The organism is Faecalicoccus pleomorphus DSM 20574 (assembly GCF_000420345.1).
Classification (GTDB): Bacteria; Bacillota_I; Bacilli_A; order Erysipelotrichales; family Erysipelotrichaceae; genus Faecalicoccus; species Faecalicoccus pleomorphus.
In genome coordinates this window covers 13731-32849 of the sequence record NZ_ATUT01000020.1, presented here as the reverse complement: position 1 = coordinate 32849, position 19119 = coordinate 13731, and the positions used below count along the sequence as shown (strand labels likewise).

The following is a 19119-nucleotide window of genomic DNA, read 5'->3' as shown; positions in this document are numbered from 1 at the left end:
TTCTTGTATGAGAAAAAATGGTATTTGTTGTATCACTGAATATTTTTCCGCAATCTCTGCAAAGATACTTTTGCCTGTGCTTTTTGTTAAATCCATTTTTCACAAAATGAAAAGATCCGCAGTGAGGACAACGGGATACAGTAGATTCAATATTTTCTGAATTTGTTGTATCCAGAGTTATTTTGTCGCTTGTCAGTTTATAAATGAAGGCTTGAATGAATTCGAGTTCTACTGGTTTTAGATGGTTTAAGAATGTTTCGTTGATCATAGGAAATCTCCTTTACATGTCAAAGAATATCCCTGAATCTGACGCTATTCATGTTAAATCATCAACTTTTTAGTTGAATTTAGCGAAATATTATAAAAATATCACAAATCATTCTCCATTTAAGATACTTGACTCCTTTAATTTGTTGTCTAAATATAACAATGACGAATATATTGACCTCATTGATTGGAGTAAGCAACAACTATTTTACAATGGAATAACAATCGTTTTAAATGAATTATCTAAATTGGAAGAAAAATTTTTAGAGTATGGAAACCCCGAGTATTGGTAATAATCACTGGGTGCTCTAGTCAATGAAGATTAGCAAATCATTTTTGAGATACTCACTGATTTTTATTAAGGCTTTTTGTCAAACCCTCTAAGAATTTAAAGGATTAACAAAAAATGGTCTTTTCCTTTTCACTATTCTAAAAAATGCCATCTTGTCTGGATTATGAAAATGATGGCAAAGTTCATGTTTATACAAACGCAAGTTTTGAAGATACTGAGTTATCACATTTAATTGGAATTGAATAAAAAAGAATTTAATATGCTACCTTTGGGCTTTATGATTATTATTGTTTAGCCCGTTATTCAAAAAATTATTTATAAATTTAATGATTGAATTATATAAAAGTAACATTAATGATTCTCCATTTAAGATACCTGATTCCAACGGTTGAGAGCTAACAAAAAGAGAGTCAAAATTCTAAATCTCTTTAAACACGTTTGAATATGATTAGCGTATTTTTTAATCAGTTAAGACAAATAACTAATTAATAATAAATTGAATAAGATGCTAGATATGTGTATACTTTGAATTACAATATTAGGGTGAGAATATGCTATATATAATTGTATGTGATGATGAACAAAAGCAAAAAGATATGATTATGAATAAAATCAGTAAACTTACAATTAATCGAGAATATATAATAAAAGGCTTTGAGGATGCTGATGAAATGGTGGAAGAATGTTCAAAACTAAATGGGGAATTTATTTTTATAATTGATATAGTTTTGAAAAATCAGCAGGATGGGATTAAAACTGCAAAGATCATCAATGAAAAATTTAAACAATCTATACATATCTATATTACTTCATATTTAAATCGCGTAACTGATATATTTAATACCGATCCTTGTTATTTTATCTATAAGCCAGAATTAGATTTACGATTGCATCAAGCAATTAACAAAGCTGTTTATCTTTTAGATAGCAAAAAAAAGAAAATAGTTTTTCATAGTGGATCAGATGAAATAGTAATACTTGTTGACAAAATTTACTCGATCGAACGAATTAAAAGATACAGCCTTATTCATTGTGAAGATAAAACTTTTAAGGTTAAAGAAAATTTTCAGCAAATTTACGAACAATTACCACAGTGCTTTGAACAATGTCATCGCTGTTATATTGTAAATTTTCAGAAGGTAAAAATGCATACCAAAAATGATTTTATTTTGGCTAATAATAGTTTAATTCCTATTAGCCGAAATTATAAAAATCAAATAACTGAGAAATTTCAGATTTTTTTGAGTAAGGAAGTTTAAATATGACTTTTTCAAAGAAAATTGTTAATTTTTTAAGGAATGAAAAACAAGTGGTTTTATTTTTATGTATTGAGACTTGTTTTTTCATTGTTACTTTTTTGAGTAATTTTTTTAAAAATTTAGTTTGTCAATCAATTATCCTTGTCTTAGTTATATTTTTTTGCATATTTTCCTTGTATTTATTATTTAAAGCTCTTCATTATTTGGACACTTCATATGAGAAACAAATTAAGGAGACATTATTAGCTGAACAGATTAACTATCAAAATCAACATATACTATCAATAATGCAGTCTGAGAAAGATTTAATGAAAATAAGAAAAGAATTACAACTTGCTGTTCGGAATTATAATATAAAAACCGAGGATGAATCTAGAAAGTTAGCTGACTGTCTTTTAGAGGTCTATAAAGATCGAATATTAATTAGTTATTGTTCGAATAAGGTCATAGATGCAGTTCTTTATAATAAATCACTTTTGATGAAAAAACTACACATCAATTATGCTATCACAGCGTTAATTAATGAAAATATTGGTATAGAAGATTATGTACTAATGGCAGTTTTGGTTAACATGCTAGATAATGCAATTGGAGCTTGTGAACAAGTTACATTTGGGAAGAGGAAAGTTTTAATTGATCTCTATAAAAAATCAAATTATGTTATCTTTAAGGTAGAAAATTCGATAAGAACTAACAGTAATATTGAACTTACCTCAGGAAAGTCAACAAAGAAGAATAAAGAAAATCATGGAATTGGTCTTCAAGTCATTGAATCAATTTGCAAAAAATATCAAGGAAGTTATCACTTTAAGGTAAATACGAAAACAAAAATGATCACTTGTACAGCAATTCTGATGATTCCGGGAGAAAATACAAATGAATGAAGTAAATGGAATTGTGCTCAATATTGTGGCAAATGTTTTTTTTAACTTGAGCTTTGGTTATTTTTATTCTTATTTTTTGTACTGCAAACATCCTATTAGGAGTATTTTATCTTTTACCTTTTTTTTCAATGTGATATTTGCACCAATCTCTTTGATCCTCTCGGATAATTACGCGTTACGTGAAATTGTAATGTTTGCTCTAGTTTTAAGTTATTTGAAAATTTTCTACCCTGGGAACTCAAATGGAAGAATTTTATATGCTTTTTTTATTCATTTGATTGTAGTAGCTTTTACGGAGTTATTCTTGTGTATTTTAGTGTATTTGATTACTGGTACTATGTTTTCGTTTTCAACAAGATTTTCAGTTTCATTTTCTCTATATGTAATAGAAGCTATAATGCTTTTTATAGAATATACATTATGTATACGATTTTTAGCTAGAAAAGCGTTCGAAGCAAATAGATATTCTCTTTGCCAGGTATGCTTATTGATTAGTCAATCTATGCTTTTGTTTTATGCGATTAATAACATTTTCGACATTCGACACCATTCGATAACAGTTTATAACTTTTTAATCTTTTCAATCCTTGTTGCAATATATACAATTTTATTAATAACTCTGATTTATTTAAATAAAAGAAGAAAGAAAAATGAATCCATTGAGTTATTACAAAAAGAGTACAAAAAACAAATTAAAGAATATTTGAAATTGGCGGATAATGAAAACAGATATAGAATGCTTCGGCATGATTTAATGAACTACATATTGTCATTACAATATGATTTGAATGTTATTGAAAGAGAGCAAGAATAATTGCTCTTTTTTACATTTGAGGTCCTAAAGTGTGCATCTGAGGACAGGTTAATCTTTTTGTTTATAAGAACTGATATAATCAGTTAACAAGAGGGTAAAGGAGCAAAAAAGTGGTTCAAAAAAGAAGTGCACTAAATTTATTTAAAATTTTTTTTGTTGTGGTTTTAATAATTAGTTTGATTGCCTGCGGTCAACAAGAAAAAAGTTCAAAACCTAAGGCCTCAGAACCTAAGGTAAAATCAGAAATTATTATAAAAGATATTAACTGGAAAAATGAGTACTATATCCAAGGCGGTAAAGTTGACTTTGGTCAGTTAAAAGTAGTGATTGAAGATGAAAAGAAAGAAAAAGAGCTAGTACCTGAAGAGTACCAGGTATACATTAACAATGAAAAAATTCAATTAGAAGATAATATTTGGATGAATGCTACAGAGGGTACTTTTGAAACAAGAGTTACTTTTATAAATGAAGAACAAGAGTATTCATTTGAAAAAAATATAACTTTCAATAATCTTCGATTTAATGAACTATTTGAGGGAACAGCCCAATTTGATGAGATTCCTGTAAACATAAATGATTTGGGGTACCTAGTTAAGACAAACGGGTTATACGGTTTTTTAGATATTAATGGTGATTGGCTTATAGAACCAAAATATGCTAACTATACACAATTAGTAGGTTTATCAGGTATTGAACAAAAAGATGAACCAGATGGAACTGTATGTTTGAATCCAGTAGATCGACAAATAAGTCCAGTAGTAATCGATGGTAGTGTTGGTGGCGAGAATGGAGATTGTTCAGGCCTCGGAGGGCTTGCGGCTGGTGAGCTAGTGTATCGGCAAGACATTGGTAGTGTTGTTTATTATGAATATCAAAGCAATCAGTTTTTGGGTATAGATCAATCTATTTATGATGATGGAGAAAGTTATATTTTATTTGACTCACTTTCTAGAGAAAATGAACAACCAACTTACTATTATATATATACATCTAATAAAAACATATTTGGGCCTTATCCGGTTGATGAAACCGCTACTAGCGCAGCTATTCCATTGAAAAAAGATCAAAATGGAAATTATAATGGTCAAATTCGTTTATCTAGAAATATTCCAGTAGTAGGTCCATTTTATGTTACAGAGGGTATAGGATATAGAATTTATGATGCAACGGGAACTTTCTCTTACCCTGATTTAGTACAAGATGTAGAGGTATTATCAAGATCATCATTAGCAATTACAACAATGGATGGACAAAAAGGAATCCTTGATCAAAATTTGAATTTAGTAGTTTTAGGAAATTTTCAAGAGGTTGCCAAACCAATAGGAAATAAAACTTTAGCTAAAATAGATAATAAATGGCAATTAATTGAGATTTAAAAATAATCTATAAATAAAGATATTCTAATAATTTAGATCAATATTGTTTCATATTGGATGAATATTAATTACTTATAAACTTGATGAAAATAGAAACATAGGGAGCTAGAAAATGAATCGAAAAATTGATATAGATAGTTTAAAACGAATAGCAACAGATATAAATGATATTCATGCGTCAACACAAAATAATGTGAAAACGAAAGATTATACAAAATGGCTTTCAGTCGGTATTCCTGCTGCATTGGTTCTATTAGTAATTATTTTTGCCTATGCATATACTCAAAAAACGAATTTAGATTTTTTCTCATCCTGTGAAATTAGTTTTACAGGAGCTAATGGACAAGGTAGTGTGGTTGGCGTATGTGATGTTCCTTCTGGTGACTATTCAGTAAGATCTGAATTACTGGATAAGGCTTTTTTTACAACAGAGAATGATGGAATGCTATCTAATGATCAAACTGTAACCGTTCGTGTAAACTATGATCAAGTTTTAGCAGAATCAGAAGGAATTAAAGTTAAGTCTACCGAGAAGGAGTACACAGTTAGTGGATTGATTGATCAAGAAGATGATTACCAATCTTACTCAGAAATTGACCCAAGCGAAAGAGATTCGCTAGCAAATTGGGTAAGAGATAATATAGAATCCTGGATTGAAGAGGGAATCGGTGCAGATGTAATGAATGTGAAGGAAATAGGTTTTTATTATGTCAAGCCTTATATAAGTGGTGATGGGACCCCTCATTCAGGCGATATTTATATGATTTATCAAGCTGATCGAGATACAGGCAGAAATGGTTCTGGCGATATATATGAAACAGAATATTTTATTTACAGTGCTGAAGACTATTCTACAGAAGGAGAGTCAAATGCAAAACTATCTGTTATGTCTAATTTTATAAGTTCTTCATATGATTGCTATACTTCATCAAATACTATATTAAATTTGTTTGAAAATGAAGTTAAGTCTTATAATTGCGAGCTAGAAATCATAAATAAAGCTGGTACTGATGATGTAGGAATTTTAGAAGATAGAAATATGAATGAAACTTATTATGCTTCTACAGTAGTTAATATTCGAGATAATCCAAGTACATCAGCTAGTATTGTTGGACAACTTCAAGAAGATCAAGAAGTATCTATTGTTGCATCAAGAATACTAAGTAATGATGAAGAATGGGGACAATTAGATAATGGGAACTGGGTATGCATTTCACAAGGAAATGACTACTACATGATTTGGAGAATCTAGAAAGGAATTCACATAATGTCCAGAGAAAATTCATTTATCTATAGAGGAAAATACTATGAATATTGTGATGAAGAGTTATCCGCACAGATTAAGCATCCTGACCTGCCAAAAGAATTATTGAATTTGTTTGGTAGACGAACTCGTTGCATTAAGAATATGCCTTTAAAGGATATGGAAGGTTCAGCTCTTTTTGATCATTATTGGAAAGACTTAAAAGATACTGAAGAATCCATTGACAAAGTTCTAACTGAAAAAAAGATGGAGCTAAATTGGTATCATCCTTCAATTGGGATCGATGTTACATTAATTGAACCTTTAGAAAACCAAGAAGTTTTAATTTGCCCTGGATGTAAGAAAAAATTACCAATTAATTACAAATGGGAAGATATGTCCAAATTTAGAACTTGCCCTGATTGTGGAAAGTTAATGAATGTTAAGAACCCCTATATCCATGCTGCTGATAAACATAGGAAAAAGTATAATAAATTAAGTAATAATGAGAAAATAAATATTGGAATTTCACTATTAACAAAAGAAATTAATGAATTAAAAAAAGTAAATACATATTCAGAAACATGGTATTATCAGGCACAATTAGATTTACTAAAGGCCTATCAAAATTGTTTTTTAATATATCTTGAAAAATCAAATATAGAGCAAGCAAGCAAATATATAGATCTATCGATAAATCAAATTATGGTTTTGGAAAAAGCTGGCAAGGCATATTGGTACATGTATACAGACTTTGTAATCTGCTTATTGAATAAGATGAGAGTTGAAGTGAGATTATCCGATCGTCTAAATATTGTACTTGCTTTGAGAGAAAGAATTAATATGTATTTAAATGAATTGTTATTTGTTGAAGATTATTTAGATGGCTCAAATGATAATTTTTCTAAACAAGAATGTTTAGAATATTTAAGAGCAATTGATGATGTGCATCTAACGATATACTCTTTTATTGTTTGCTCATATGCAGAAAATGATCAATATGAAAAAGCTTTAGAAACCATGAGAGAATGGTATCAAGATATGGATTCTTGTAAATATACTACAGATGATCAAATAAAGAAGAGTTACTACAAATTTAAAAGAATAGCTAGCATGTTCCCTGAATTAGGATTAAATGCTTAGAAATCAGGAGGATTTTGAGATGGTTCAAGGTAGATTATATAATGTTGATAATAATGTAAAAATACCCAAGATACCCAAAATACCAAATGAATCAAATGAAACAAACAATTCAGAAAACGGTATAAATGCAGTGCCTACAGAAATAAACGACATGATTTATCTGCAGTGTACGAATGGATGGATTGCAGGATATATAAATAAAAATACAGTGATTCAAAGTCTTTATAGTAAAAAAGTTATTGGAGAGTTAGATAATGATTTAGTTTATTATTTTGATGAAGAAAAAAATAGACATCAAGTAGGGTATGTTCAAAGTAATAAATTTTTCATGGGAGAAAAAAATGAAGGGATATTATTAGGGCAAATAGAGGGGAATCAAGTTGTAGATAATCAAGACAAATTTTGTGGGTTATTATCTAAAAGCGAAAATATTTCCGTATGTGCAGCTGCATCCATGCTTTTGTTGTTTCAAAATGAGATACAAGAATATATATTTGGCAAAGATCCCTTACTAACTCCCATTGAATATGATAATTATTTACCAAAACAAGAGGAAATAAATCAATCAAGAAAAAAAACTTATAAAACAGAACGATTAGTTGATCCTAAGAAGACAGGGATTATTGGGAGCTTTATAGGTGTTTATCTTGCTAATGGATTTACAGGACTTGCTAAATATATATTGGCTTTAGTTTTATTAGGTGCTTTAGCAATAATAGCTATTCCTGCGTTTGTAACAACTGGATGGATTCAAATTTTTAATTCAGATAACAATGACGGAGGCGGATCAGTCATTAAAATTGTTTTACTTATTTCTTGTGCAGTTGGTTCCTATATTTATTATAAAAAATCTTTTGGAGCTGGATTCATGACAACGGTTGGAATAATGGGAGCATTTTCATTATTTTATGATCTAATTTATTTAGAAACTCCGTTAAGTTCCTGGATTATTAGCTTGTTGTTGATTTATCCTATTGCAGCACTTATGTTATGTGCAATACCATTCTTAATCATATATTTTATAAAGAAGTTTAGAGAGAAAAATAGATTGTAATATTTGATGAGAAAGATGGAATTTTTTAGGAATACATTATAGATAATATTTTCACTATATTTAAATTAAGTTAATCTTATTTTCCTTAAAAGAGAATGAATGATTTTTAGCGTAGTATATCATGAAAATAAGGAGAGAAAAGAGATGAAAAAAAGATGGTTAAAGATTGCTATGGTTATTATATTGGCGGGTTGTTCTTCTAACACAAATACGAATGAAAGTATTGCTTTGAATAATTTGGCTAAGCAATTTGAAGAAGATGCTAATACTGCACTTTATGACTTGCTTCTTGATACGGTAGAAGCTAATGAATATCAAATCTGTTCAAATATAGAGAAGTTTGGAACTTACATATACCCCACGGGGAATGTTAATGAAATTGATATAACACCACAGAATTGGGATGATAGCACAGTTACTGTTTATAATTGGTTAGAAGAATCCATACATTTTTATTATACTGAAGAAGCTGATGAAGAAACTGGTTTAAAAACTTTCTATTTATATACTGATGATGGATCAAATACGAAGGAGTATACAATAATCGGTACAAAAGATGATGATGATCCGAATCAAATAAGTATTTCCACGGCGACAAACAGTTTTGATAAAAACGAGTCTGAACCAATAACAAATCAAGAAACAATGAGGGACAATACTAAGAAGATGGTTTATGTTTATGTTCTTGAAAACATACTAGCTAATATTTATGGCGGAGAAGCAATAGATCCTGAAATGAAGGCAACGGTTCAGAAAAATGAAGAAGGCGAAAATACAATTTTGTTAGAACCTAATGATATGGATGTTTTCAATCAGCTTTATATGCAAGGAAACGAACACGGAACTCCATTGGATGTTAATGGCTCTGATAGTAATTTGAGGATAGATTCTTTAATGTACGATTTGTATCAAATTACACTAGTTCTGGATAAAAATAACTGTATTAGCCAAGTGATTATGCATGATCGTCAAACTGCCAAATACCAGGATCAGACCTCTTCCTCTGAGGGAAAAATAATAATAACAATTTCAAAAATGAATCAAGATGATATTGATATGGATATGATAAGATCCATTTATACAAAGGTAGACAATGGGGAAATTCCTGAAATGGATTTCTATTCATGATGTCTATTATAAAGGAATTGTTGGAAATATTTGACGTTATGTATTAATAAGTTTTTGTAGGATTATAATTTCTTTTCTTGCATAAAAAATCACTAAATTCTTAGTCGGATTTATGATATCTTGTATTGATTATTCTAAATAATAGACCCCTTAATCATAGTGGATATTAGTATGTAATGTTTTAAATTTTTTGTTCGTAATGTTCAGATATGTGCTCAATAATAGAATCAAAATAGAAAAACATTGTAAAAATAGTATTTTTTAGTTGAATGGGAGTATTAAAAATGTTAAAAAAATATTAATTCTTTGTATAAGTTTAGTAATAGTGATTTGCCTATCTTCTTGTTCAAATAAAAATTTAATTACAATTGATGTAAAAAAGGCCTGCCCTGTAGTAGAAGGTGGTATGTCTGGAGGCGGTAATATTTGGTTTGATTGCTCAACAGAGAATATTAATAAAAGTAATTTAAAAGATTACGAAATAACATACATAGAGTCTATTCTAAATGGTCTAGAGTTTGAAGTTTTACCAACGAATGATTATTTATCTATGGGAGATGAGTATGAAGTTAATGTAGTAAATGCAGAAGAGATTTATACTGATGAAAATCATGATATAGCAGTTCAGCTTGTTAATACTAGTTACTCAGGAATAATGGAAAGCATTATACATGACTATTTAAATGCAAGCGAAATACCAGCCGAAGATGTTGATGCATTAAGAGAAGATGCGTTAGAGAATGTTAAACCACGGATTGGAACTTATATTAGGGCTAAAAATGAGGACTATCTACTAAATGAAGTTACAGATATAGAGCCACTAGATGTATATTATGTTACCTCTAAAGATACAAATAAATTAAGATCGCTTAAATTATATGAATATGTTAATGAAAGTGGTTTAAATGAGAGAATGTTAGTTTATACTTATAAAGTTTCTTTTAAGGCGTGTTTAGAAGTTGGATGGTCAGGAAGACATCCTGTTTATTCTGATGAAACATATGATGATTATATATACCTCTATTGCGGATTTAGGGATTTCACTTCACGATTTACACAGAGAAAAAGTTATGATACTGATACTGGTAGTGTTTTCAGTGTTGAAGAAGCTAATACAGATCAAGAATTTGAAAATTTAATGTTAAATGGAAGTACTTATAATGGAGATTATGGTACCGATGACTTCTTTGTGGAAAAATGGGTAGAGAAGAAATGATTTATTAAACAACAAGACAAATGTTTAGTAAACAAAAGACGTTGATAAAATGTATTATTTAAAGAATTTATATTTGAGAGAATACACTGTCACATAAGTAGAAATTAGAATTCAATTAAGAGAATTAGGAAAATCTTTTTGTACAGCAAGAAGAGAAACTACTAGAGTATTTTTCCTGAGATTACTACCGATAAAATAGTTACAATTGATTAAAAATCTAATAAGCTTTAAAAAAGAAAGGGTGATGGTTTTGCGTCAGAAGTTCCTGATTTTATTATCTTTTCTAATAACATTATATGGTTGTTCAATATTTCATTCTAATCCGATAGAAGTTATCCGAAACGCATTAGAAATATCAAATAGTAAAGACAGTTTTATAGTAAGTGATAAAACTATTTGTAATGGATCTGTCGAGATAGGAAAGGGGTATAAGTATATTGATGAAACAAATGAATATTTGTATTCAACATTAAATATTGATGATACTGACTATGAAGTGCTTATACAGCAGAAAACACCTGAGTATGAGACAAGTATTAATGCTTATGCAAATACTTCCTTCACTAATATGGAAATTTATGGATATTACCAACTAGATATTATTAGTGAAGATTTTAATAAATATCATGAATTATTTAGTACAAGTATGTTATCTTTACTCATGTCCGGAAATGTACAGGATTATGCAGAGTTTAATATGATATCAGATTTAGATGACTTAAAAGAGATTGAAATTAATATAACAGATATTGAGAAATTTAACACTTCATATTTTTCTGCGTTAGATGATATTTATTCTCAATTAGAAGATGCAACTAATACTGTTCTTCATTATCTTTCTTTTAACATGAATGTTATGATTGATTCTTCTGGGTTGATAACAAATATTGAAACTAACATGGAGTACACCTATCATTTGGATAGATATACTAAAACGATAGAAAGTAGTTATCAATATCCAGATTATAAAGTAATAAATACAAAACCCTTTTTAAATTTAATTGAAAAAGCGAATAATAATCAGTTAGAACTAAACAGTAATATAATTATCCCTAATTTAGTAAATGAGTAATAAATTACCTGAGAATGAAGAAGTGAAGTCTCGTTTTTGTTGCACCTATACATTCCCAATGTTATGGATATATATTATAAAATCATATTAATAGATATAAGTTTATTATAATAGTAGCTATTTATCAAAATATCATTCTTTATTATTTTTGTGAGACGTACTTCTAGTTTTGAATTATTATATTTTTGACTATTTTTCAGGAATATATTCATGTTAAGAGAGCGGCGTTTCTTGAAAAGGACTAAAAGCTATTTTGAGTTCAACATTTATCAATCAAAAGAACTGAATGCTAGTTATTTAATAAAAGGTTTCTTATTGAGAGAGTTATTTGATTATAAATCAATTATATATTTTTGTTGATGAATACGAAAATATTATGCTTCACGAAAATTTATACTTAAGAAAAGTGAGTCAAGATAAAATATGTATTTTGACTATAAAATCTTATTTATATATTAGGAGGAAAATGATGTGCGCATAAAGAAAAAAAAGATATATGTAATTCTAATTGTTTTTGTAGTGATTTGTATTATAAGTGGATATTTTTTCTGGTCTTCTGCTCAAAGCAAAGACTTACTTGCAGATTCAGTCTATGAACAATTGGATTTAAGAACTGGTGAAGAGATAGAAAACCAAGCGAAAGAAGAAACCGGAATTGTTTTAAATGATAGTAATTTTATAAATGATTTTCAGATGGATTATGAAAAAAAGGTCCAAATTGAAGTAACAAAATATAATGAAGAACAAGCTAATCTTTCCATTACCGTACCGGATATGTATTCAATTTTGAAACATAGTGAAGATGAACAAAAAATTTTACAAATAATAAATTCTGAAAATTGCCCATTGATTACTAATAAAATAAAAATAAATTATGAAAAAAAGGATGGGAAGTATCAGGTTAAAGAAAATGAAGAACTAATTTATGCAATTTTTGGTGGAATGGATAAGTATTTTGAGGAAAAAGGGTTATGATATGAAGAAAATAATTTGCTATTTTTTAACAGTTTCTTTATTGTTTCAGTGTTGTACTTTATCAGTACATGCAATAGAGAGTGAGAAAAAAAGAATCGAGATTTATGATTATTATGAATCTGATAATAAAACTGTAATTCTGTACTTTCAAGATAATACTCCATATATTGAACCAAATGAGTTAGCTTTATTGACTGATTATGTATATGCTCTACAGGATGGAAAAATAGTATTTGAAAAGAAAAGCGGTTTACAAACAACTAAGCGAGTATCACTTAAAGATGGAAAGATTCAATATGGTTCTTATAAAGATACGATTAGAACAATTGATGTAGATGGTGTGACTTATATTGAATTAATACCCACGATAGATTATTTAGATTCTCGTTTAAAGATGTCTCCAGATGGCAGGTTAATTTTATTTTCTGCCGAGAAGACATTTAGCCAATTGGTAAACCAAGTAAATTATGACTTAGTGCATGGTGGAAATATTGAAAATAATGCTAATAATCTAGAAAGTGGAGCTGCTTGGCTATGGCTATTATTGAATGGAAAATTATTATCTTCTATGCCTGGGGAGAGAAGCAGACGATTAGCTTTTAGCCTTTTGACGGAAGAGGATAAAGATAATTTTATTTTAGAAAGTAACCGCGCTATTGTAGATTATGCTTCTACAGTTTCTAACGATGTATCTTTTATTTCTTCAGTTGGGGAAATGATGAATTTAGAAATCTTTGACAAATCGCTTAAAGTGTTTGGAGATAATATGAACATGGTTACAAACTCTGCAAATTTAGATTATGAAATGCTAAGCCGCATGGCTAATATACAGTTACAAATAGAACAATTGTATACTGAAAATATAAAGAATGTTGAAAAAACTTTATTAAATCCAGATATGCATATTTTAAGTAAAACTGATTCTTTATATAAAGATCTCAAGAAGATTACTAATGGATACAATAAAAATAGCGAAAGAATGTATCAAGATGCAATGATGGGGCTATATAAAGATGAAGGAATTTCTTTTATAAAAAATACTGGTGGCGATATTATAGCATCCACATTGATAAAAATAGTACCGGCATTAGATGTAGGGTTAAGTCTACTTAAAGTTTATGGAAATATTAGTGGTGTGACTGATGGAGCTGTTTCAGTAATTGAGCAGAAAGATTATACTGCTCTTCAATCTAAAATTGCTGTCGAGTTACAAAAATATCATAATCAAATAAAAAAAGGAGGAACGTTATCTGAAGAAAAAATTAGAGATTATGTAGAACTTGTCCGAATGTACTACCATGTGAAAACAGCATATTATCATATGTATAATGATTATGCTCCAGATCCTTTATTTGAGAATAATTATTTACAGTATTTAAATATAGAAAAAGAAATAGATAAGTATGGACACGATGTTTTTACTCTAGACATACCCAATGCAAATTCAACAGATATAAATACTTTGATCTTTCCGAAGATAGAAGAAATCCAATTAACACAAGAATTTGAGATGGAGGATTTTTCTTGCAGTATATATTTACCTCAGAATTCTATTTTAAGCGATTATAAGAAAAATGATGGGTCAACATTAAGCTATATTTGGAATTATAAAGTTCCATATATTGATAAATTAGAAAATAGAACAATTCAAATTATTATTATTGAGTCTTTTCAACCGTATGATGGAATTCAACGGAATATGGATGAATATAAAGATTTGAATAAAAATAGTTCAAATGGAGGAGAAGAGCAATATTTAGGAGATCAAACTAGATTCATACGTATCTGGTATCCATACGAGCTATTTGAAAACGGCGAAACTACTATTGCTACTATCGATTTCCAAAATATTGAGACAAAAGAATTAATTAATTATTATCTTTATATTTCTGTTGACGATTCACCGGAAAATATAGACAGCAATGATTTATTATTTATAAAAAATCTAGCATTTAAAATAGCAGAAAGTTGTACAATGTTATAGAACGGAGTTTTCACATATTTTAATTGATAGACAATTTTGCTATAAGCAACTATATTTTCTAAATCGATTAAAAAATACTGAATGATAATGTGGAAATTCAATGGCAAAGTAAAAACTCTACTCTTTTCATTTTCGCCAAAAATCCGCCAAATTTTTAACTATATTTATATCGATTAATAATGATTTATAACGATTATGTTAAATAAAATGGCCCTTATAATGGTGGATAATAGCCTTCAATAATCTTTAATTTCAGTATAATTCACAATGTTTCAGGCGCCATTGCATATAAACACTTTCTTGAAATGCTTTGAATAAAGGCAGATTGAGGAAGTGTTTTTATTTTTATACATATTTGCCACATTTTCGCCACAGAACTATTTGTTTCTGAGTGCTATTAGTAGCGATAATAATCTACATTTTTAAATCGGCACAATCATATTTAATAGAAGCAACGATATTGTAGTAGACTTTAAAAGTAGACTTTAAAATAGACTTAAGGTATACTTTAAATGAAATGAGGTGAACGTTATGAATCTCGGTATCGAGAATGAATATCAAGAATTTAAAGAAGGGTTAGGCCAGCTTGATAAAGGCTTGAAATCAATTGTAGCCATGCTTAATAAGCATGGTCAAGGCACTGTATATTATGGTGTAAAAGATGATGGAAATATATGTGGAATTTCTATAGGTAAAAATACTTTAATGGATATACGAAATAGAATAACTGATAAAATTGAACCTCGAATTTATGCAGACATTCTAGTATTGACGGATGAAAAAAGCAGGAAATATGTGAGGGTTGCTGCTAGAGGATATGATATTCCATATTCATTCGATGGAAGATACTATATCCGTAATGTTTCAGCTGATGAACATGCTTCAAATGAGATTTTGAGAAAAATGCTATCTACTTCTGATTCTGATATCTTGCGTCAGATGGAATCACCTAATCAAAACCCTACTTTTAATTCACTTTTCGCCATATTAGCAGGCAACGGAATCCATCCAAGTGCTACAAGAGAATTTTACTCAAATTACAGTTTGATAAACAGAAATGGTAAATTCAACATGAATGCCTACTTATTATCCGATAGGAATTCTATTTCTTTAAAAGTTATTACCTTTGAAGGAACTGATAAGAGCGTAATGTCTAAAAGAACTGAATACGGGGGAAAATGCTTGCTGGTTTCTATCTCAGAAGTTATGCAATATTTTGAAACCATAAATATAACGAAAGTGAATCTAAATAACGCAATAAGAGAGGAACTCCCCTTGTTTGACTTTCCTAGCTTTCGGGAAGCTTGGATAAATGCTTGTTTACACAATGATTGGAAAAGCGAAATAGCGCCTTCTATTTATATGTTTGATAATCGTATCGAAATAGTTTCATATGGCGGTCTTCCTTTTTCTTTATCAAAAGAAGGGTTCTATCAGGGAACCAGTGTACCGGTCAATAAAAGTTTATTAATGATTTTCATGGCTGCCAAATATGCTGAACAAAGCGGGCACGGTATCCCAACGATTGTTGAAAAGTATGGTAAAGAGGTATTTTCTTTTGATGATGGGATGTTAAAAGTAACGATTCCATTGGCTTTTGATAGACCTGATGTTGAAGCTAGAAAAAACTTATTATATAAAAGTGGATTAACTGAAAATCAGAAAAAAGTATATGATATTCTAAGTTATAATGGTAATTTATCGCTTCAGAATGTCGCAGATGAAATAGGAATCAGTCTTGGAGCAACTAAGAAAATTTGTGCTAAGCTTCAGAGTTTTGGAATTCTCGAAAGAGTCGGATCTCGAAAAAAAGGTCAATGGATAACAAAGTAGACTTTAAAAGTAGACTTTAAGTATACTTTAAATATACTTTTATGGAAGAAAAGGTTGATTAATATTTTCACCATATTTTTATACATATTCGGCAAAGGATGGTGTAATTCCATACTTGATCTAGTAATTTGATTTTTTATTGCCTTTAATCAAAGAGGGTTGTCCAATTTTTGGTTCGATAAGCCGCAAAACACATTTTGATTTGTTCCTCGTTATTCTTTTCAAGCGCAAGTGTAGGTAAATTATTTTCTGAAAAGTAGGAACAGTTCGTTGTTTCGATATTCTTTTTAAATTCTCCTTTAATCACAGAGCACTGAATAAATATTTTACAAACTCCATAAGCATATACCGGAAGATTATGCTTGGCTCTATCCTGAATCGCAATGATTTTCTCTGGTATAATATCAAATCCAGCTTCTTCTTTTACTACATTTTCGCCAACGGATATATTTACATCACACCATCCACCCGGCAATGACCATTTTCCATCATTTTCTTTCACAAGAAGGATTTTATCATCTCGAATGATTGATGCACGGTATCAATTTTAGGGGTTTGATAACCAATTTCGTTACAGAATAAACCAACAACTGTTTTATATGGAATATCGGAAAGATTGGAAATTATTTCAGCGGATATCTCACGAATGCGTTGATGTCGCTCTTGATCAAAAACATCTTTACCATATGTTAAACCAGCTTGTGCCAGGCTTTGTAGTTCTATGGCCCATTGTATCCATTGATTTTGTTTATCCATATATTTTCCTCACCTATAAAATTCTATTTTTCTTTAATGAAGCTTTGTAAATAAGGGATGACATCATTTAAAGTTTCATAAACATGAAGGGCTTTATCCAGATATTCTTTTGCCGGTTTTTTCATGTCAGGAATACAAATAACGGGAATATGCGCATTATAAGCTGCCATGATTCCATTTTCACTGTCTTCTAAGACAATGGCTTTTCCAGGTGAAACATGCAGTTTTTCACAAGCATTTAAAAATACCTCGGGATCAGGCTTGCTTGAATTCACATCTTCACTGAATACAAATTCATCAAAATAATGGAGGATATCATGTCTTTTTAAAATGGATATAGCTCTTTCTCTGGTACTCGATGTAGCTAAAGCTATTTTAAAATTGTTTTCCTTCAAAAATTGAAGAAGTGGTTTTACACCGGTTTTTAATTCTACGCCTTGTGCAATGAGTTTTTGTTCAACATCTAAAACTTTATTTAGGCATTCTTGGTGTGTTAATGATAAGTGATAGGTATTTATGAGTCGTTGAATATTTTCAACTTCAGTCTTTCCACTATAATGTTTTGAGTATTCTTCTTTACTGAATTGAAATCCATATTCAGATAATACTTCCTGATAGATTTTCAGAGATATAACCTCTGTATCAACCAATAATCCATCAAAGTCGAATAAAACAGCTTTGATCATAGAAAACACCTCTTTTCATGTAAAGATTCACATGTTTATACTATTACTCGTGTGTTATTGATTCAATTATACATGCGAATGGCAAAATCGAAATTATGTAAATTCAAAATAGGATCAATCTATAAAAATGGAAACAAAGAGAGTTTATGAAGATTAAATTAGAATTATATCCTATTTTATTGATGTATTTTATAAGAAAACAATTGAATCAAATACTATTATTTTGATAAGATATGCTTAACTGCGTTTTAAGGAGAACGATATGGCATTTCTTGTTTTAGCAATTTTATGCAGCACCGCAATTTCTGTTTTCTTACGGATGAGCAATAATAGAGAACATAGTCTATATGGCAAGCTTGTCTGTAATTATGTGACCTGTTCTTTATGTGCACTGCTTTTTTCACGTGTGTTTCGATGGAATGAAACGACCTTGGTATTAGGGACTGTCAATGGCTTACTTTTGGTGATGAGCTTATACTTAATGCAGCTGAGCATGAAACTCAATGGTATTGCTTTGACAGGTTTATATGGACGGTTAGGTGTTTGTGTACCCTTATTGTTTTCGGTTTTCTTGTTTCATGAAATACCAACCTGGCTTCAACTGATTGGTATGGCTCTATCCTTTTTATCGATTGTCTTATTTTTCTATCAATCAAAAATAAACTTTAAATTGGGGCTGACATTGCTTGTTTTTATGATCGTGAGCGGATTGATCGATACCATGAGCAAGATCTATCAGTTCTATGGAGAACCGTCTTTAGCCAGTCAATACTTCTTCCTTTCTTTTTTTATGGCTGCGATTTTAAGCTTTATTTTGATGGTGATCAAGAAACAAAGAATTTCTAAAAACGAAATCCTTTATGGATTTTTGATTGGTGTTCCTAATTACTTATCATCTTACTTTTTACTTATATCGTTAAATGAGTTGCCTTCTATTATTGTTTATCCCATGTATTCTATGCTGACGATCATGACGATCAGTCTATGTGGATACTCTTTCTTTAAAGAAAAGATCAATAAGGAAATGATGATGACATTTGGTTTGATCATGATCTCTATAGGCTTGTTGAATATCTGATATAGAAATAGGTTATCTGTGGGTTTTGTACTAAGGAATGATCAGTGATACAATAACAG

The 19119-nt window shown here is 29.6% G+C and carries 18 protein-coding genes; 14 read left to right on the top strand and 4 right to left on the bottom strand.

Translation table 11 applies throughout. The features are described from left to right. Positions 1 to 268 (bottom strand): IS1/IS1595 family N-terminal zinc-binding domain-containing protein (locus G413_RS12345; RefSeq protein ID WP_027969140.1); only part of this gene is annotated, 268 nt, incomplete at its 3' end. Between the two features lie 893 nt (positions 269 to 1161). Between G413_RS12345 and G413_RS0108595 the strand changes: the two genes are divergently transcribed. The 13 genes from G413_RS0108595 to G413_RS0108535 all read left to right on the top strand — a co-directional run bounded on the left by G413_RS0108595 (position 1162) and on the right by G413_RS0108535 (position 16540). Further along, entirely contained in the window at positions 1162 to 1818 is a 657-nt protein-coding gene (locus G413_RS0108595; protein ID WP_162138408.1) for a LytR/AlgR family response regulator transcription factor, read from the top strand. Between the two features lie 2 nt (positions 1819 to 1820). Next, positions 1821 to 2702 carry a GHKL domain-containing protein gene (locus tag G413_RS0108590; protein ID WP_022790486.1) on the top strand — a complete coding sequence of 294 codons (882 nt, stop codon included), beginning with the start codon at positions 1821 to 1823 and terminating at the stop codon, positions 2700 to 2702. After that, positions 2695 to 3516 (top strand): hypothetical protein, encoded by an 822-nt coding sequence (locus G413_RS0108585; protein WP_022790485.1) that lies wholly within the window; start codon positions 2695 to 2697, stop codon positions 3514 to 3516. Before G413_RS0108590 ends, G413_RS0108585 begins: the two co-directional genes overlap by 8 nt. A gap of 110 nt (positions 3517 to 3626) precedes the next feature. Continuing rightward, entirely contained in the window at positions 3627 to 4892 is a 1266-nt protein-coding gene (locus G413_RS0108580; protein WP_022790484.1) for a hypothetical protein, read from the top strand. Between the two features lie 112 nt (positions 4893 to 5004). Further along, on the top strand, positions 5005 to 6144 hold the full coding sequence (locus G413_RS0108575; RefSeq protein ID WP_022790483.1) for an SH3 domain-containing protein: 1140 nt from the start codon (positions 5005 to 5007) through the stop codon (positions 6142 to 6144). 15 nt (positions 6145 to 6159) lie between these two features. After that, the gene (locus G413_RS0108570; RefSeq protein ID WP_022790482.1) at positions 6160 to 7278 is read left to right on the top strand and encodes a hypothetical protein; all 1119 of its coding nucleotides are present in this window, start codon (positions 6160 to 6162) and stop codon (positions 7276 to 7278) included. Positions 7279 to 7297: 19 nt separating this feature from the next. Then, positions 7298 to 8332, top strand: a complete 1035-nt coding sequence (locus G413_RS0108565) for a hypothetical protein (RefSeq protein ID WP_022790481.1) — start codon at positions 7298 to 7300, stop codon at positions 8330 to 8332. A 144-nt stretch (positions 8333 to 8476) separates the two neighbouring features. Beyond that, positions 8477 to 9460 carry a hypothetical protein gene (locus G413_RS0108560; RefSeq protein WP_022790480.1) on the top strand — a complete coding sequence of 328 codons (984 nt, stop codon included), beginning with the start codon at positions 8477 to 8479 and terminating at the stop codon, positions 9458 to 9460. Between the two features lie 265 nt (positions 9461 to 9725). Then, positions 9726 to 10676, top strand: coding sequence for a hypothetical protein (locus G413_RS0108555; RefSeq protein ID WP_147285003.1), 951 nt, complete (start codon positions 9726 to 9728; stop codon positions 10674 to 10676). A gap of 244 nt (positions 10677 to 10920) precedes the next feature. After that, positions 10921 to 11748: a hypothetical protein gene (locus tag G413_RS0108550; RefSeq protein WP_022790478.1), complete on the top strand. Its 828-nt coding sequence runs from the start codon at positions 10921 to 10923 to the stop codon at positions 11746 to 11748. A gap of 471 nt (positions 11749 to 12219) precedes the next feature. After that, positions 12220 to 12723, top strand: a complete 504-nt coding sequence (locus G413_RS0108545) for a CHASE3 domain-containing protein (RefSeq protein ID WP_022790477.1) — start codon at positions 12220 to 12222, stop codon at positions 12721 to 12723. Position 12724: 1 nt separating this feature from the next. Continuing rightward, complete coding sequence (locus tag G413_RS0108540; protein WP_147285004.1) at positions 12725 to 14707, top strand: hypothetical protein; 1983 nt, start codon at positions 12725 to 12727, stop codon at positions 14705 to 14707. 531 nt (positions 14708 to 15238) lie between these two features. Beyond that, positions 15239 to 16540 carry an RNA-binding domain-containing protein gene (locus tag G413_RS0108535; protein ID WP_022790475.1) on the top strand — a complete coding sequence of 434 codons (1302 nt, stop codon included), beginning with the start codon at positions 15239 to 15241 and terminating at the stop codon, positions 16538 to 16540. A 145-nt stretch (positions 16541 to 16685) separates the two neighbouring features. Here the strand turns inward: G413_RS0108535 and G413_RS12550 are convergent, their stop codons facing one another. From G413_RS12550 to G413_RS0108525, 3 genes are read right to left on the bottom strand one after another with little or no spacing between them, the layout of a single operon-like run. Further along, entirely contained in the window at positions 16686 to 17042 is a 357-nt protein-coding gene (locus G413_RS12550) for an NUDIX hydrolase (RefSeq protein WP_340140034.1), read from the bottom strand. Beyond that, positions 17039 to 17296, bottom strand: a complete 258-nt coding sequence (locus G413_RS12545) for an NUDIX hydrolase N-terminal domain-containing protein (RefSeq protein WP_338066692.1) — start codon at positions 17294 to 17296, stop codon at positions 17039 to 17041. Before G413_RS12545 ends, G413_RS12550 begins: the two co-directional genes overlap by 4 nt. Positions 17297 to 17319: 23 nt before the next feature. Beyond that, entirely contained in the window at positions 17320 to 17982 is a 663-nt protein-coding gene (locus G413_RS0108525; protein ID WP_022790474.1) for an HAD family hydrolase, read from the bottom strand. A 262-nt stretch (positions 17983 to 18244) separates the two neighbouring features. Here G413_RS0108525 and G413_RS0108520 point away from each other — a divergent pair, with 262 nt between their 5' ends. Continuing rightward, the gene (locus tag G413_RS0108520; RefSeq protein WP_022790473.1) at positions 18245 to 19060 is read left to right on the top strand and encodes a DMT family transporter; all 816 of its coding nucleotides are present in this window, start codon (positions 18245 to 18247) and stop codon (positions 19058 to 19060) included. Positions 19061 to 19119: the final 59 nt, after the last annotated feature.